The following is a 15,392-nucleotide window of genomic DNA, read 5'->3' as shown; positions in this document are numbered from 1 at the left end:
GGACCTAGGGAGCCGGTGTGGCGTGATCAGGGGCGCCGGCGCGGGACTCGGCCGGGACTGCGGTCCAGGTGGTGGTCTCGGTGCGGGCCACGATCGAACCGTTGACGAGGACCACCCGGTCCGCGGGGGCGGTCGCGATGGTGTCGAGTACGTCGGTGCCCCGGACCGCGAGGAAATCTGCACGTGCCCCGACGACGGGTCCGCCGGCGGGGAGGCCGAGCGCGGTACGGGCAGCGTCGGTGACCAGTGACATTGCCGTGTAGGGACTCTGGTGACCGGCGGTGACCAGGAGCGACGCGGTCTCCAGCGGGTCCGCGCGTCCCACCGGGTTGAACGGATCGCGGATGTTGTCGGCCCCGGCGGTGACGAGGACACCGCGATCGCGGAGCACGTCGATCGCGGTGATACCGCGCCGTCCTTTCGACGGGCCGTGCCGTCCTTGGAGATAGAGGTTCGTGATCGGCAACGCGACCACCGACACCGATGCACGGGCGAGGGCGTCGGCGACCCGTTCCAGTTCGTCGAGAGGCATGGTGTCGAGACGGCAGCAGTGTCCGGCGGTTCGGAGACGATCCGCGGGCCAGTCGGCGACGCGGTCGGCGAAGTGGTCGATGGTGTGGTGGTCGCCGTCGAGGAACTCGTCGGTGTGCAGGTCGATGCCGACTCCGCGGGATTCGGCGAGGCCGACCAGCCGGGCCACCTCGGCGCGCGGGTCGTCGGCGATGTGCGGTGCTCCGCCCACCAGGTCCGCGCCGGCGTCGAGTGCTTCGACGACGACCTCGGTCGGGGTGAGCGGATTCGCCAGCGCGACGATCTGAATCGTGACCAGGTCGCGCATGGCCTCCCGGACGCCGACCAGCGCCCGGGTGGCCCGGAGCGGGTCTGGGCCGGGCGGCACGTCGACATGTGTTCGGACGGCAGTGATCCCGTTGCGAAGCAGGGTGGTGATCGCCCGCGTCGCCCGCCGGCGGAAGGACTCCTCGTCGAGACGGACGCTTCCCGCTCGCCAGACCGTGATCGCCGTATCGAGGTCGCCGAGCGGCGGATTCAGCTCTGTCCACGAAAAGGCCTTGTCCAGGTGCGCGTGCGGTTCGGCGGCGGACGCGGTGAGGACGAAGTCGCGCAGATCGAGCCACTGCGGGTCGGCCCGGGCGGTGTGATCGCGTGGGTTCCGGTCGGAGACGGGCGCGATCCTCGCCACGCGCACCACTCCGTCGGGACCGGACAGCAGCTCGACATCGGCGAGCGTGCCGTCGGTCAACGACGCGGTGATGCCGTGCACGGGTCCGTGCGGCGTGTCCTGCATGAGTGAACTCCGTTGGCGGCCGGTGGTTCTGGACGTGAGTGCGACGTTGCGCTCGTGGGCTGTGCGGCAGAGATCGATCTCGGCGCCTCGGTGCGCCGGTCTCGGTGGTTCCGCCGGGGCTGGGATCGGCGGGAGCGGTTTCGTGATATTTGTTGACCACGTCAACACCCCTGAATATAGGAACGTGTTGTTGCCTCGCTGTTAACCACGGCTGCGGATGTGTAACCAACGCCGGAGTGTGAAAGGTGCATCGAATGGCACTGGAGGAGCCGGATGCGGCGCAGGCGTCGCTGGGTGCCGAGATCCGCCGGCGACGCAAACAGCAGGATACGACCCTTGCGAATCTAGCTGCGCAGGCTGGCATCTCGCATTCCTTCCTGTCGCAGCTGGAACGCGGGTACGCGCGGCCGAGTATGACGACGCTGGAGCGCATCGCCCGTGCGCTGGGGACGACGCAGGTGAGTCTCATGCTCGCCGCGGACCCGGGACGGGCCGGGAACGCCCCGGCCGACGCACCCCCGGGCGCGCAGATCGTGCGCGCCGATCAGGGTGCCGTGCTCCCGCAGACGGGGGACGACGCCGGGCATGCCCGGCTGCTGGTGAACGGTGACGCGGCGTTCTATCCCCAGGAACATGCTTTGGGTGCAAGGGAATTCGGCGACTTCTACCGGCACGAGCAGGATGAGTGGCTACATGTGGTGTCCGGTGAGATCGAGGTGGATCTGTCCGACGGCCGCATCGTCGAATTGCGGACCGGCGACAGCCTTTACTACGCTGGCGGCATTCCTCATCGGTGGCGACTGGTCGGCCCTGATGTCGCGCATCTGATCGTGGTGCAGGCGTCGTCGTAGCGATCGTCGCGGCTGTCGGTGAGGGTGTGGTTCCTGTGGCTGGGAGCCGGACGGGCCTCGCCGAATCGAGGAGTCCACCGATGTCCCTGTCTTCCTCCGGGGTTGCACTGTCTTCTCCTGGTCGTGCGCAACCCTTACGTGTGCGCGTCGCCGCGCGCAGGCCGGTCGCCGAGCGTGTCGAGGAGTTCGTCCTGACCGCCGCGTCCGGTGACCCGCTCCCCGCCTGGTCGGCGGGTTCCCACGTCGACCTCGTCGCGCCCTCGGGAGTGGTGCGCCAGTACTCGTTGTGTCCCGCCGATCCCGGGGTCTACCGGGTCGTGGTCGAACGCCGGGCCGACGGCCGCGGCGGTTCGGTGTCGGTGCACGACGATCTCGCGGTGGGTGATGAGACGTGGATCAGTCTGCCGCGGAACCATTTCGCGCTCACCCGTGCTCTCGAGTACGTGTTCGTCGCGGGTGGGATCGGGATCACCCCCATACTCGCGCTGGTCGACGAGGCTCGTACGGCCGGCCGGCCGTGGCGACTGCTGTACATCGGGCGAACGCGGGCGGAGATGGCGTACGCCGACGACCTCGTCTCGGCTCATCCTGACCACGTCACCGTGCATGAGTCGCGGGTGTCGGGCCGGCTGACTCTGAGCGATGCGCTCACCGGGTCGGCCCGGGGAACCGCGGTGTACGGCTGCGGTCCGGCGGCGATGCTCGACGCGATCGCCGACGCGTGTGCACCGCAACCGGCGGTGGACTCGTTCACCGAGCGGTTCACGGCGGCGGTCGCGGAGAGTGTTCCCAACCGGGAGTTCGAGCTGTCGCTGGCGATGTCCGGTGTGACGCTGACGGTTCCGGAGGACCGCACGATCCTCGAAGCCCTCGACGGCTCCGGGGTGGTGGCGCCCTCGTCGTGTCGCGAGGGGATGTGCGGCACCTGCGAGACCGGGGTGGTGAGCGGTGAGGTCGACCATCGGGACGCGGTGCTCTCGCCGGAGGAACGCTCCGAGAACGAGTCGATGATGATCTGCGTATCACGTTGTACCAGCGGGCGTCTGGTGCTCGAGCTGTGAGGCCGACCGTCCTCACCGGGGCGGAAGCGGTGCTGGTGGACGGTAGTACCGTGACGCGTGGCCCGATCGTCGTCGACGGCGCGGTCATCGCGTCGGGTCCGGCGCCATCGGATGCCGAGGTCGTCGACACCTTGGGGTGCGTGATCACACCCGGATTGGTGAATGCCCATCATCACCTGCTGCAGAGTGCCTTTCGCTCACGTCCGTACGGTCGATTCCGGCCGATGCGGGACTGGCTCGCGGGGATGGCGCGGCGCTACACCGAGGCCGCGGTGGACCCCGAGCTCACCGCCACCGCGGCTGGAGTCGGTGTCGCCGAATCCCTGTTGTGCGGGGTGACCACGGTCGCCGACCACCACCTCACGTGGCCCCGCGACCAGGACCCGGTCGCGATGGCGGGCGCGACCATCGGCGCCGCCCGCCGCGTCGGCGCACGGCTGGTCTTCGTGCGCGGCACCGCCCGAGACGACCCGGAGTCGGCCGCACAGTCGGTCGTCGACATCCATGACGCACACCTGCACGGGGCGACCGACGGTGTGTCGGTCGACGGCATGACCCAACTCGCCGTCGGCCCGTCCGGGGTCCATGCCGACGGACCGGAGACCTTCGCGGCACTGTCCGATGTCGCAGCACGTCTCGGACTGCGTCGTCGAACTCAGGCCAACGAACAGATCGACGTCGATGTCGCCGCCGAACGGTATGGCCGGCGCCCTCTGGAACTACTGGGCGACTGGGGTTGGCTGGCCGCCGATGTCACCGTCGCGCACCTGTGCGAGATCACCGATGACGAACTGGATCTGGTGGCGAGGTCGGGTGCCCACGCAACCCACGCCCCGGGGTGTGACGTGCCGATGGGTTGGGGTGTCGCCCGCGTGGCCGCCCTCGGCCGCGCCGGCGTACGCATTGGGCTCGGTACCAGCGGCGGCGGGAGCAACGATGCCGGCCACCTCCTCGCGGATGCGCGACTGGCGATGCAGGTCTCCGGACTGATCGGCGACCCGGTGTCGGCCCGCGACTGTCTGGCGATGGCGACCGAGGGGTCGGCGGCGGGTCTCGCCCGTCCCGAACTCGGGCACCTTCGGCTCGGGGCCGCGGCGGATCTGTGCGTGTGGGACTGCTCCGATGTCGTCGACGCCGGCGTCCCGGACCCGCTCGACGGTCTTCTCTGGGCGGGGCCCGGCAGACGACCCCGCGACGTGATGGTCGGTGGCCGCTGGGTGGTCCGCGACGGAGTGCTGGTGACCGCGGACTCGCGAGCGCTGGCGAACGACCTCACGACGATGCTCGAGCACCGATTGTCGAGCTGACCCGTGGACCATGGCTGGGTGCCGGTAAGCCCCCGTCGGCCGAGTAGCGACGACCGAGCGCAGCGAGGACGCCGCGTATCGAGGTCAGCGCAACGGGACCGGAGCCGCGGCACCCACCAGGGCGACGATGTGGAGTCCGCCCGGATTGGTCTGGAGCGGAACCTCTTTCCAGTTGTTGGTCGTCCACACGTTGCCCGCGGGGTCGACGATGATGCCGGTGCTGCGGGCCAGTCCGTCGAAGAAGTATCCGGTCACCTCCGGGGAGATGGCGTCGCCGGTGCGCTTGCCGGGCGGGCAGGTGGCGGCGTTCGCACCGCAGAACTTCGAGGCCCGCTTACCGGCGAAGTTGCCCACCCAGACGTTGCCGTCGCCATCGGTGGTGATGCCCCACGGGATGGTGATGCCGCCGCCGCGCAGCGGACCGACGAGTGTCCTGCCCGTCGGGTCGAGCGCCGACACCGAGCCGACCGATGCGGTGCCGGTGGGACGGTCGGGACAGGGCAGGGTGATGACACCGGAGTTGGCGATCCACACGTTGCCGCGGGCATCGGTGGCCAGGCCGAGCGGATTGTCGACGTGGGGGCCGGTGATCGGCGTGCGCAGGGGTTTTCCGGAGCGGTCCAGCATGGCGATCGAGCTGCTCTGCAGTCCGCTGACGAAGAGAGCCCGGCCGTTGTCGATGAGGTGGAAGGGCTGCTTCACACCCACCTTGATGTTGCGGGCGCGGCCGGGGTCGCCGTCGGGAAAGACCGTGAGCGAGTCGGTGGCGCAGTTGGTGGTCCACACCGAGCCGGTGCGGTCGGTGGTCATTCCCTGCGGCCAGCTGATCCAACCCTGCGTGAATCCGGCTGCGGGCGAGAGGACCTCGCCCTGAGCGCTGAACTTGGACACCGAGTTGTGCGGCGGCTGGCGGTCGGCGGGGCAGCCCGGTTCCGGGGCGGCGAAGCCGTAGTTGCTCACCCAGATGTCACCGGAATGGTCCCGGGTGATGCCGTACCCGGCGCCGCTGAGGCCGCCGCCGGTGATCGGCCGTCCGCCGACGAGTTTGCCGTTCGGTCCGAAGCGGAAGAGATATTTGCTGTCGCACACCGGGGTTCGCGGGTCGGCGTTGTACTGATAGTTCGCGTTGACCCAGATGTCCCCGCCGTCGGCCGATGGCGAAGTTGCCCGGCCCGGCGAGGAGCCCACCGCCACCGTCGAAGCGGAGGGCAAGCGTCCAGGCGGCGGGCGGGAGTGGAAGTCCGCCGGCGCGTGCGGGTCTACGCAGCGTCACACCGAACAGCCCGGCCGGGTTGTGCTCCGGGCTCTTCGCCATGTTGGCCATCGCCTCGACCATGTTCGACGGCCGGCCGCTCAGCGGCGTCGTCGTCGCCGAGCGCAGGGCGGAGCAGCCCTCGGGAGAGGTCGTGCAGGCGGCGAGCGCATTGGACAGGGAGATGAATGCCGCCTGTGTCGACGTCTGACCGCCGTTCGGTGCGGAGGCGAGTGTGGAGCCGATCCGGCCGCTGGTCGGGTCGGCCAGGTTGCCCGCCATCGATGCAGCGTTGCGCACTCCCGGCGCCTTCCCGCCGATGCGGGTGGCATCGACGAACTGCGCCATCCCGTAACCCGTTGCCACGGTGGTCAGCTCGTTCACGGTCAGGCGTGAGGGCACGGTCGGGGAGATCGCGGCGAGGGTGGTGAACGACGAGGACTGTCCCGCCGGGGTGGCCGTCACGTAGAAGGCCTCGTCTGCGCCGGGTTGCGAGGTCGGCCGAAGGGTGAAGCGACCGGTCCGGTCCGTGCGGACGGCCCCGGCGCTGCGCACCGGCGTCGCGTCGGTACCGGTGATCCAGGCCCGCACATCCCACGCCCGCGCGGGACCGTCGGTGACGACCGCCCCGGCCACACCGCCGGGCGCAGCGTCGGCATCGGAGACGCCGACGACGCACAACGAGGCGACCGCGCCCACCGTCGCCAGCAGCGTGACGGGGATTCTCTTCAGTGGCACGGGAACTCCTTGCGGGACGTGCTGACCTGCCCGACGTCGGGTGTCGGGGGTCGTGGCTCGGGAACGCTCCGGAGCGTATCCGGAACCGGTGCCCGTCCGGTGTGTCGTGGCGGGGCAGTCGTGCGATGCCAGGCCCGTTCGGACTGGTAACGGCCTTCGCATACTGCGTTCGTAGTAGTCGAGGGGTACTGCATATGTCGCATTTGCCGCGATTTCGGCGAGCGGGGTGCGAAGCCGGTGATCAGCGGTAATCTCTCGCGCGTGGACCTCGACGAACGGTGGGTGCGATTCTCGCGGCGTCGTCCGCTCGTCTCGTCGATCGTCGTCACGGTGGTGGTCGCCGTCGGCACGGTGCTCGCGTTACGGGTGGTCCAGCGCGGCGGGCCGGGCGACACGAGCCTCGCTGCGGCGTTGCTCGGTGTCGCGGCGTCGGCGTTCCTGGTGCTCAAGAACCGTGTGCCGGTGCTGTCGGTGGTGGGAACGACTGCCGGAGCGGTGATCTACATCGTCGCGACGGGCTCGTTCAACTCCGCGATGAGCCTGCCTTCGGCGGTCGCGTTGTGCGCCGTCGCCGGCCGCTCCCCGATGCGACGGGCGATGACCGTCACGGTGTCGGCGGCCGGTGCGATCCTCGCGGCGTCGTTCATCTGGGGAGACAACTGGCTACCCGTCGAGCGGATCGCCGCCGTCGGCTGGCTCTTGCTCGGCACGTGCATCGGGGCGCTCGGCCGGGCGCGCAGCGGTTACGTGGAGGCGATGGAGGCACGCGCCGAGGCGGCCGAATCGCAGCGGGAGGTGGAGGCCACCCAGGCGGTCCTCGCGGAGCGGATGCGGATCGCCCGCGACATCCACGACGCGGTGGCGCACCATCTCACCGCCATCAACCTGCAGATCGGGACCGCGCAGCGACTGGTGCACACCCGTCCGGAGGTGGCCGAACAGATGCTGGCGCAGATGCACGACATCGCCGGCGCCGCGCTGAGCGAGGTGAAGGCGACGGTGGGGATGCTCCGCCGCGACTCCCTGACGGTGCCCGAACCCGGCGCCGGTATGTCGAGCATGCCGGGCATGGTCGAGGTCTACCGCAATGCCGGCGCGTCCATCGTCGTGACGGTTGCCGGTGAGCAGCGGTCGCTGCCCGGCGACGTGGATCAGGTTGCCTACCGGGTCATCCAGGAGTCGCTCACCAACGCGGTCCGGCATGCGCCGGGGATGCCGGTCGCGGTGCGATGCCGCTACGACGACGATGCCGTCGCGATCGTCGTCGAGAATCGGCTGCGACCCGACGACGCCCGTGTCAGCGGGACCGGGGACGGGGGTGACCTGCACGGACTCGGAATGATCGGCATGCGCGAGCGGGTCGTCGCGGTCGGCGGGACCCTCGACGTGCGGTGGGTCGACGACCTGTTCGTCGTCGACGCCGTCCTGCCGACCGGCACCGAATCGGATGACTGCGAGGTCACCGCGGGAGGAGATGTCGATGACCATCCGGATCGTGCTGGCCGACGACCAGGGGCTGTTCCGAAGCACCCTGCGACTACTCGTTGACACCGAACCCGATCTCGAGGTCGTCGCCGAGGCGACCAACGGCGGCGAGGCCGTTCGGGCTGCCCGCCGGTTCCATCCGGACGTCGTGGTCGCCGACATCCAGATGCCCGGCATCAACGGCATCGCGGCCACCCGGGCGATCACCTCGGACCCGCTGCTGCGGGGAACCCGCGTGATGGTGCTGACGACCTTCGAGTACGACGACAACGTCGCCGCCGCATTGCGTGCGGGCGCAAGCGGTTTCATTGGCAAGGACGCCTCGCCGCAGGAGCTGCTCGACGCGATACGTGCGGTGGCGCAGGGGGATACGTTGATGTCTCGCGCCGCCACCCGGATGCTGGTGAGTCACTTCCTGTCCCGGCCGGCGGCCGGCCCGGCCGCCGAGTCTGCGATCGTCGGGACGTTGACCCCGCGCGAACGCGAGGTCGTGGTGCTGGTGGCCGAGGGGTTCGGCAACGCCGAGATCGCCGAGCACCTGCAGATCAGCGTGCTGACCGCGAAAACCCATGTGAACAGGGCGATGACGAAGTTCGGTGCGCGGGACCGCGCACAGCTGGTGGTGGTGGCGCATGAATGCGGACTCGTGGTGCCGGGGCGACGACCGGTGCGGTAGCCGGGAGGGAACCGCCGGGTCAGTCGTCGGGGTTCTCGGCTTCCTCGCGGTCCCGGCGACGGTCCTCGTGGAGTGACTTGACGCGTCGTTCCTCGCGCCGGACCTCGACCTGGGTGGCGCGCTCGGCGACCAGCCACTCGGGCATGTCGGCCAGCAGCTCGTTGATCTGCGCGGTGGTCAGCGCCTCGGTGATCCCGTTGCGGACCAGGGCGGAGTTGGAGACACCGAGCTTGGCCGCGACCAGGTTCTTCGGGTGCGGTCCCTCCGCGCGGAGGGTCTTCAGCCACTCCGGCGGGTCGGCCTGCAGGGCGGCGAGTTCGGCGCGGGTGATGGAACCGTCGCGGAACTCGGCAGGGGTCGCCGGCAGGTAGACGTCCAGCTTCTTGGCGGCGGTGGCCGGCTTCATCGACTGCGAGCTCATTGCCCCAGGGTATCGGGCGGTAGCCTTTGGTCGTGACCACACCCGACCGCGCAGGCGATTTTCGGGCTTCGACGTTCCGTCTGGCGTACGTCCCCGGTGTGACCCCGAGCAAGTGGATCCGCATCTGGGAGGAGCGGCGACCCGACGTCCCGCTGGAGCTCGTCGCCCTCGAGGTCGCCGAATGCGCGAAGGCCATCGGCCAGGGAGATGTGCAGATGGCGATCACCCGTCTGCCCGACGCCCTGAGTCACGGCGACGCCGGTCCGCACCACACGATCGAGCTCTACGAGGAGACCACCGTCGTCGTGGTCCCCAAGGACCATGTGCTCACTGCGGGTGACGAGTTGACGCTGGCCGACCTCGCCGACGAGCAGTTCCTGTGGCCGCTCGACGAGCCGGTCACCGGCTTCGACGCTCCTGCTGAGGGTGTGGGTGGTTCTGCCGGCCGAGTAGCGCCGACCGAGTTGGGTGAGGGTGTGGGTGGTTCTGCTGGCCGAGTAGCGCCGACCGAGTTGGGTGAGGGTGTGGGTGGTTCTGCTGGCCGAGTAGCGCCGGCCGAGCGTAGCGAGGACGCCGCGTATCGAGGTCACCCCGGCACCGCCGTCGAGCACCGCCCGGAAACCACCGGCGATGCAATCGAACTCGTGGCCGCCGGCATAGGTGTCCTGCTCGTTCCCCAATCTCTGGCGCGGCTGCATCACCGCAAGGACCTCGTCTTCCGTCCGGTGACCGACGCGCCGACCGGCACCGTCGGTCTGTTGTGGCCCGCTCCGACCACCGAACTGGCCGACGAGTTCATCGGAATCGTGCGCGGTCGCAAGGCGACTTCATCGCGGGGACAGTCCGAACCGGCACCGAAACGATCGGCCAAGGAGAAGGCCGCGGCGAAACGTGCCGCGCGCGAGGCGGCGGGCAAGATCCCGGGAAAGAGTGCGCGGAAGAAGCCCGGGGTGCGTCCGAAGCGGCGGTGACGACCGGACGGATGTAACCCCACGGCCGGCCGGCGCGATGATCCCGGTGAGCCGACGAGGTCTCATCTCGACGTTCGGGGGAACATCATGCGCTGGATACGGACTGCGGGAGCAGTCACCTTGGCGGCGGCCGCCGCGACAAGCGTGCAGGCGGGAGTGGCGAACGCCGACGGGCCGCGACGTGCCGAACTGCGAACGGCCACCGTCGCATACGGTCCGGCGTGCGTCGGCCAGGTGTTCGCACAGATGGTGTCGACGCGGGTGTCGTATCCGGGTCCGGGGCTTCCCGCGCAGGACAATCGCGGCGTCGTGTACATCAGCGCCGGTGGTGGTTTCGTCGGCGTGTCGGATCATCCCGGGCGGCCGTGCCGGGTCACGACGACGGTGCGCTGGCGGAATCTGTGGACTGGTGCCTCCGGGGTCGTCGCGGGGTTGACGAGCGGGAATCTCGTTCCGCCTGCGCCGCAGGAGATGGTGTCCAGGGTTGTCCGGACCGGATCTGGCCCAGTCGAATTCACGCTGACCACGGATCGGCCGCATCTGCTGGAGCGGAATGTGTTGCGCGTCTACTGAGTTCGCTGCCAGGGGTGCGGTGTTCGGATGAACTGGCCCAGCGTTCGGGTGACCTCGGTGGCGACCACCGCGTGTCCGGCCCTCGTCAGGTGAATCCGGTCGGCGCTCAGCCAGCTGGTTCGCAACCGCGCCGGGTGATCCCAGAACTCGGTGAGGATCGCATCGTGGGTGGCGGCGACGCGGCGGACGATGTCGGCGTAGGCCGCGAAGGTGGGCCGGAAGCGTGAAAGCCGGTCGGTGAACGCATCGGCGAGTGTGAACAGGGACAGCTGTGCGCCGCCTGCCGCGAGGACTGCGCACAGTGAGTCGAGGTCTCGTTCGACGTCCGCCAGGTCGGAGCCGTGGAGCAGGTCGTTCGCGCCGGACGAGACGTGGATCAGATCGGGGCGGAAGTCGAGCACCGTCGAGAGTTGTTCGCGGCGAACCTGATCGGTTGTCACCCCGTACACGCCGGTGTTGAGGTAGGTGAGGTCGGGGCGTACGGCGGTCATCGTCGCCGCGAGGCGGTCGGCCCATGGAATGTCTTCGTAGCCGGGCCACGGGTCGCCGGTGCCTGCGGCGACCGAATCGCCGACCACGGCGAACCGCTGCCAGGGCAGGCCTCTCAGTAGTTCGCGGGCCGCGGCGGCGGGGAGCAGTATCGGGTCATTCGCCTCGGTCAGCGTCTCGGTGTCGGTCTGCGCCTGGTCGATGGTCATCTGATCTCCTCCAGAAAAAGAACGTACGGTCGTGCGTATTGTGAAAACGTACGACCGTTCGTTCGACTTGGCAAGACTTTGCTGCCAGGATGGAGGGGTGGTTGAAGCGACGCAGACGTCTGACCAGCGGTTGATCAAGGGGGCGCGGGCTCGCGCGGCGATCGCGCGGCACGCCGCTGACGTGGCTTCGGTGGAGGGGCTCACCGGCTTGAGTCTCGGGAAGCTCGCCACCGATCTGGGCGTGAGCAAGAGCGGGGTGGCGACGCTGTTCGGCACCAAGGAGAAGTTGCAGTTGGCGGCGGTTCAGGCGGCGCGTGAGGTGTTCATCGATCACGTCGTCGCGCCGACGTCTGCGGAGCCTCCGGGTATTCGGCGGCTACGGGCGCTGATAGATCGCTGGTTCGACTATGTGGCCACACCGGTTCTACCGGGTGGCTGCTTCCGCGTTGCGACGACGGTGGAGTTCGACAGCCGGACCGGCCCGGTTCGCGACGCCATCGACGCCGATCGTCGTGACTGGTTCGCGTTGCTGGAGAAGGAGATCCGGCGCGCGCAGAATGAGGGGCACCTGGCCGGGCGTGATGCGCACAGCCTTGCGTTCCAACTCGATGCCGTCGTCGCTGCGGCAAACACGGGCGCTCGTTTCGGTGATGAATCCGCTCTGGAGACTGCGCGCGCGATCGTCGACGGGTTGCTCCGCGACTGATGGCTCACGCCCGAGATGGCGGTCGGGCCGTGGTGATCTCGTAAACGGCGAGGTGGCCGGACGCGAGATGCGTCCGGCCCTCGTCCGTGCGTCGTGGAACGCGCCTGCGCGGTAGGGGATTCAGGCGGCGCGCCACTCCGGCGTTCGTTCCGGCGAGGCCTCCTTGAGTGCCGCGAGGGTGTCGTCGACGCCGAAGTCCTTGCCGTACACCGGTGTTCCCGGCTGCTGGCGCCAAGATTCGGCGAGCGGGCCGGCGTCGACCGGGTCGAAACCGAGTTCGTCGACGATGCCGAACACGATCTTCTTGCCGTCCGCGTCGTCGCCGGCGATCGGCAGTGCGATCCGACCTTCGGCTCCGGCGGGGACACCCTTCTTGAGCAGGTGCTTCCAGTAGATCCCGTTGAAGACCTTGTACACGGGCGCACCGATGTGTTCGGACACCCAGACGCTTTCCGGGGTGCCGTTCTCGATCGCCTCGATCTTCCCGTCCCGCTGCTGCGGGTAGTAGTTGTTGGTCTCGATGACCGGCGCGCCCGGTTTACGTGCGTCGACGATGCCCGCGGCCAGGTCAGGGGTGTTCTTCTGCGGGATGGACACGATGACGAGGTCGGCGTCCCGGGCGGCCTCGTTGGCCCACACCGCCGTGGCGCCGGTCTCCGCGGCCAGCTCCGAAAGCGTCTCGGGTGCTCGTGAATTGGATACGCGGACCTCATGTCCCAGTTCGGTGAGCCGACGGGTCAGCGTTCCGCCGATGAATCCTGCTCCGATGATCCCGATCTTCATGCTGTACCTCTTCTTCGATGATCTCGTGGACTCTTCGCGCAACGGTGGTCGGCGTAGGTGCATTCCCCGGGACCGGGTTTTCGGGGCGGAGTGGGTGATATGTCACGAAGGGAAGGCTCGTGGGCTAACTGTCACGGCGCACAAGAGTGCATGTCACTCCCGAGTGATCGCTCAACCTTCCCACGTCGTCGGTGCCGGACCAGGTTCGCAAGTTGATGCAGCTCAGGTCGGAGGCGATGTGATCGATGAGCGGCCCGTACTGGACGTCGCCTGCGGTATGTGGGGTCCAGCGATCCAGCATTTCCAGGAGGCGCTCGTGGACCCGGATCGGCTGCCGCACCCGCGGTAGCCGCTGGTTGAAGTCTCCGGCCACGATGGTGGGTATCCGTGGGTCGAACCCTGCCGTCAACACCTCGATTTGGTCGCAGCATTCGAGATGCTCGGACCAGTTCGACGCGTCGCGGCGACCAGTGCTCACATGAGCACTCGCCCAGGGGATGCACACTGCCAGGACGCGGACCTGACCGAGTGGTGTGTCGGTGTGTGCGACGAGGACGCGGCCTGCCCCAGTACCGCTGGGCACGGTGGTGACGTCGGTGAGTGGCTTGCGCGACCACAGCATCGTCTTGCGACGCTCCGGGCTCTTGGTGATGTCGTAACCCCAATCGGACCCGGCGTCGACGATGTGACCACCTTCGGGAAGCAGATCGCGTTGGCCCTCGGTGACGATCAGCAGATCGGCGTCGACCTCACGCAGTATGTTCCGGACTCGCCGGCCACGGGCACTTGATCCGGTGGCCCACATGACGTTCCACGTCGCGACTGTCAGTTCGGTTGTCACATAGGCAGTGTAGGTGTGCCGTGTCGCAGAAACCTCGTCATGTGGGCGACACGTGACCGCCGCGGATCAGCGCACCGTCAGCAACGCCCGGACCCGCGCGATCGTGAGATCGTCCTGCGCTACGGCAGGGGCGGTAGCCGACGGGCGGCGCCGCTACACGGCTGAAGAGAAGAACGGAACCGAACGGAATCCGAAAAATGCATAACGGCTGGGGACTAGGGTCGGATAGAACGGTCCGGGGGTCGATCGGTATCTCCGGAGGTGCGTGATGATCGGTCTGTGGCGCGGTATGTGCGTCGGCTTCGTGGTCGGCGCGCTGATCTGTGCGTGCGACACGGACACCCAGAACAGTGACACGGCGGGGCGAGTGGACATCGGCGACGGACACCACCTGTACCTGGACTGTCGCGGAACCGGAAGTCCCACTGTGGTCCTGCAATCCGGGTTCGGGAACGCAGGCGACATCTGGAGTTCGAGCGAATCAGATTCTCTGGCAGTGCATCCCGCGCTCGCGGAGTCGACGCGGGTGTGCGCCTACGACCGGCCCGGCTCACTAGTCACCACGACGGTCCGCGACGGCGTGGTCGTCGACGCGGAAGAGCCGACGCCTGGTCGCAGTGACGAGGTCGCGATGCCGCGGGACCCGGCTGAGGTGGTCGACGAGCTGCACGACCTGCTCGAGTCGGCCGGTGAAACCGGACCATACGTGTTGGTGGGGCATTCGATGGGAGGGCCGCTCCAGGCGCTGTTCGCGGCCACATACCCGTCTGACGTGGCCGGACTTGTCCTGGTCGACGCGCCGATGCCGGTGCTGCGCGACAGCGTGACCCCGGAACAGTGGGAGCTGATGGCCCATCCGCAGTTGACGCCTGGCAGCTACCCGGAGGGGTACATCGCCGAAACCTATTCGATGGATGAGCTTTTCGATGAGATCGAGGGTGGGCCTCCGCTGCCCCCGGTGCCGGTGGTGGCCCTCGTTCGCGGGGTGAACGAGCCGTTGCCCGACCATTTGCCTGCCGGCATGTCGGCGGCCGACCTCGAAGCCCTGCACGACGCCGAGCCTCGGGCGCAGGCCGCGTTCGTCGCGGGCTTGCCTGATGCAGAACTGATCACTGTCCCGGGGACGACGCACTACCTCCAGACGCAGCGACCTGACGCGGTCATCGATGCGGTGAACCGGGTGTTGAGTCGAGACGACGGCCAGACTTAGGGCTGAGCGTGACCGGATCGTGGAGCCGATGACGGGAATCGAACCCGCGTATTCAGCTTGGGAAGAATTTTCAGCGTCCGCACGTGGGTTCGAGTCGGTGCAGGTAGACGCCCCGGTGGTTTGCAAGTAGTCGCTGGTCAGAACAGGTAAACAGGCCGCTTTTGGTCCGTTTCGGGACGCCTCCGATTCGGTCCCGGACGGCTGGGATTCGGTCTCGGACGCGGCCCCTTGCGGCCCCGAAACGCGTCGGCGTTCTGGATCGAGTCCCTAGAATCGAACTGGTGGCGACCCTTACCCGTCCGCGTGAGGCGGTTGTTCGGCGGCTCTTCGCAGTGTCGATGAACCAGTGCGCGATGCCAGACTGCACGACACAACTGGTGTCATCCGAGACCGGGACGATTCTTGGCGAGGTCTGCCACATACGCGCTCATAACCCTGGTGGTCCTCGGTACCTAGACAGTCAAACGGACGAGGAGCGCCACGGATTTGGCAATCTAGTTCTCCTGTGCCGTG

15 protein-coding genes are annotated in these 15,392 nt (G+C 68.4%); 9 read left to right on the top strand and 6 right to left on the bottom strand.

Going from position 1 to position 15,392, the window contains the following annotated elements; all coding sequences use genetic code 11:
- Window positions 1–4: 4 nt before the first annotated feature.
- A complete protein-coding gene (locus tag GOAMI_RS11575) occupies window positions 5–1,306 on the bottom strand; it encodes an amidohydrolase family protein (RefSeq protein WP_006436690.1) in 1,302 nt (433 codons plus the stop codon).
- A gap of 254 nt (window positions 1,307–1,560) precedes the next feature.
- On the opposite strand from GOAMI_RS11575, the gene GOAMI_RS11570 reads away from it, so the two are divergent.
- The 3 genes from GOAMI_RS11570 (at window position 1,561) to GOAMI_RS11560 (ending at window position 4,525) form a co-directional block, all read left to right on the top strand.
- The gene (locus GOAMI_RS11570) at window positions 1,561–2,157 is read left to right on the top strand and encodes a helix-turn-helix domain-containing protein (RefSeq protein WP_006436689.1); all 597 of its coding nucleotides are present in this window, start codon (window positions 1,561–1,563) and stop codon (window positions 2,155–2,157) included.
- Window positions 2,158–2,237: 80 nt separating this feature from the next.
- Window positions 2,238–3,218 (top strand): PDR/VanB family oxidoreductase, encoded by a 981-nt coding sequence (locus tag GOAMI_RS11565; protein WP_006436688.1) that lies wholly within the window; start codon window positions 2,238–2,240, stop codon window positions 3,216–3,218.
- Window positions 3,215–4,525, top strand: a complete 1,311-nt coding sequence (locus GOAMI_RS11560) for an amidohydrolase family protein (RefSeq protein WP_006436687.1) — start codon at window positions 3,215–3,217, stop codon at window positions 4,523–4,525. Before GOAMI_RS11565 ends, GOAMI_RS11560 begins: the two co-directional genes overlap by 4 nt.
- A gap of 84 nt (window positions 4,526–4,609) precedes the next feature.
- Here GOAMI_RS11560 and GOAMI_RS23465 read toward each other — a convergent pair whose 3' ends face one another.
- Window positions 4,610–5,719 (bottom strand): NHL repeat-containing protein, encoded by a 1,110-nt coding sequence (locus GOAMI_RS23465; protein ID WP_247602989.1) that lies wholly within the window; start codon window positions 5,717–5,719, stop codon window positions 4,610–4,612.
- 1,033 nt (window positions 5,720–6,752) lie between these two features.
- Between GOAMI_RS23465 and GOAMI_RS11550 the strand changes: the two genes are divergently transcribed.
- Entirely contained in the window at window positions 6,753–8,063 is a 1,311-nt protein-coding gene (locus GOAMI_RS11550; RefSeq protein WP_006436684.1) for a sensor histidine kinase, read from the top strand.
- Window positions 7,996–8,676, top strand: a complete 681-nt coding sequence (locus GOAMI_RS11545; RefSeq protein ID WP_006436683.1) for a response regulator — start codon at window positions 7,996–7,998, stop codon at window positions 8,674–8,676. Before GOAMI_RS11550 ends, GOAMI_RS11545 begins: the two co-directional genes overlap by 68 nt.
- A 19-nt stretch (window positions 8,677–8,695) precedes the next feature.
- On the opposite strand, the gene GOAMI_RS11540 is transcribed toward GOAMI_RS11545, so the two are convergent.
- Complete coding sequence (locus GOAMI_RS11540; protein WP_006436682.1) at window positions 8,696–9,082, bottom strand: DUF5997 family protein; 387 nt, start codon at window positions 9,080–9,082, stop codon at window positions 8,696–8,698.
- 41 nt (window positions 9,083–9,123) lie between these two features.
- Between GOAMI_RS11540 and GOAMI_RS11535 the strand changes: the two genes are divergently transcribed.
- Window positions 9,124–10,068, top strand: coding sequence for a LysR substrate-binding domain-containing protein (locus GOAMI_RS11535; protein WP_006436681.1), 945 nt, complete (start codon window positions 9,124–9,126; stop codon window positions 10,066–10,068).
- Window positions 10,069–10,155: 87 nt separating this feature from the next.
- Window positions 10,156–10,641, top strand: a complete 486-nt coding sequence (locus GOAMI_RS11530; protein WP_157228308.1) for a hypothetical protein — start codon at window positions 10,156–10,158, stop codon at window positions 10,639–10,641.
- Here the strand turns inward: GOAMI_RS11530 and GOAMI_RS11525 are convergent.
- A complete protein-coding gene (locus GOAMI_RS11525; protein ID WP_006436679.1) occupies window positions 10,635–11,339 on the bottom strand; it encodes an SGNH/GDSL hydrolase family protein in 705 nt (234 codons plus the stop codon). The two genes, GOAMI_RS11530 and GOAMI_RS11525, sit on opposite strands and share 7 nt — an antisense overlap.
- A gap of 97 nt (window positions 11,340–11,436) precedes the next feature.
- Between GOAMI_RS11525 and GOAMI_RS11520 the strand changes: the two genes are divergently transcribed.
- A complete protein-coding gene (locus GOAMI_RS11520; protein ID WP_006436678.1) occupies window positions 11,437–12,045 on the top strand; it encodes a TetR/AcrR family transcriptional regulator in 609 nt (202 codons plus the stop codon).
- A gap of 120 nt (window positions 12,046–12,165) precedes the next feature.
- Here the strand turns inward: GOAMI_RS11520 and GOAMI_RS11515 are convergent, their stop codons facing one another.
- Window positions 12,166–12,891 carry an NADPH-dependent F420 reductase gene (locus GOAMI_RS11515; RefSeq protein ID WP_081598232.1) on the bottom strand — a complete coding sequence of 242 codons (726 nt, stop codon included), beginning with the start codon at window positions 12,889–12,891 and terminating at the stop codon, window positions 12,166–12,168.
- A 61-nt stretch (window positions 12,892–12,952) separates the two neighbouring features.
- Window positions 12,953–13,669: an endonuclease/exonuclease/phosphatase family protein gene (locus GOAMI_RS11510; protein ID WP_006436676.1), complete on the bottom strand. Its 717-nt coding sequence runs from the start codon at window positions 13,667–13,669 to the stop codon at window positions 12,953–12,955.
- Between the two features lie 268 nt (window positions 13,670–13,937).
- Between GOAMI_RS11510 and GOAMI_RS11505 the strand changes: the two genes are divergently transcribed.
- The gene (locus tag GOAMI_RS11505; protein WP_006436675.1) at window positions 13,938–14,879 is read left to right on the top strand and encodes an alpha/beta fold hydrolase; all 942 of its coding nucleotides are present in this window, start codon (window positions 13,938–13,940) and stop codon (window positions 14,877–14,879) included.
- The last annotated feature ends 513 nt before the right edge of the window (window positions 14,880–15,392 follow it).

The sequence above is a fragment of the Gordonia amicalis NBRC 100051 = JCM 11271 genome (genome assembly GCF_000332995.1).
Lineage (GTDB): Bacteria > Actinomycetota > Actinomycetes > Mycobacteriales > Mycobacteriaceae > Gordonia > Gordonia amicalis.
Note: the sequence above shows the minus strand (reverse complement) of the source record. Positions and strands in the feature narration are given on the sequence as shown.

What these genes read in the sequence shown, in the direction of transcription:
- GOAMI_RS11575 (WP_006436690.1), bottom strand. Translation starts at nt 1,306, where the DNA reads ATGCAGGACACGCCGCACGGACCCGTGCACGGCATCACCGCGTCGTTG.
- GOAMI_RS11570 (WP_006436689.1), top strand. Translation starts at nt 1,561, where the DNA reads ATGGCACTGGAGGAGCCGGATGCGGCGCAGGCGTCGCTGGGTGCCGAG.
- GOAMI_RS11565 (WP_006436688.1), top strand. Translation starts at nt 2,238, where the DNA reads ATGTCCCTGTCTTCCTCCGGGGTTGCACTGTCTTCTCCTGGTCGTGCG.
- GOAMI_RS11545 (WP_006436683.1), top strand. Translation starts at nt 7,996, where the DNA reads ATGACCATCCGGATCGTGCTGGCCGACGACCAGGGGCTGTTCCGAAGC.
- GOAMI_RS11540 (WP_006436682.1), bottom strand. Translation starts at nt 9,082, where the DNA reads ATGAAGCCGGCCACCGCCGCCAAGAAGCTGGACGTCTACCTGCCGGCG.
- GOAMI_RS11530 (WP_157228308.1), top strand. Translation starts at nt 10,156, where the DNA reads ATGCGCTGGATACGGACTGCGGGAGCAGTCACCTTGGCGGCGGCCGCC.
- GOAMI_RS11525 (WP_006436679.1), bottom strand. Translation starts at nt 11,339, where the DNA reads ATGACCATCGACCAGGCGCAGACCGACACCGAGACGCTGACCGAGGCG.
- GOAMI_RS11515 (WP_081598232.1), bottom strand. Translation starts at nt 12,891, where the DNA reads ATGCACCTACGCCGACCACCGTTGCGCGAAGAGTCCACGAGATCATCG.
- GOAMI_RS11505 (WP_006436675.1), top strand. Translation starts at nt 13,938, where the DNA reads ATGATCGGTCTGTGGCGCGGTATGTGCGTCGGCTTCGTGGTCGGCGCG.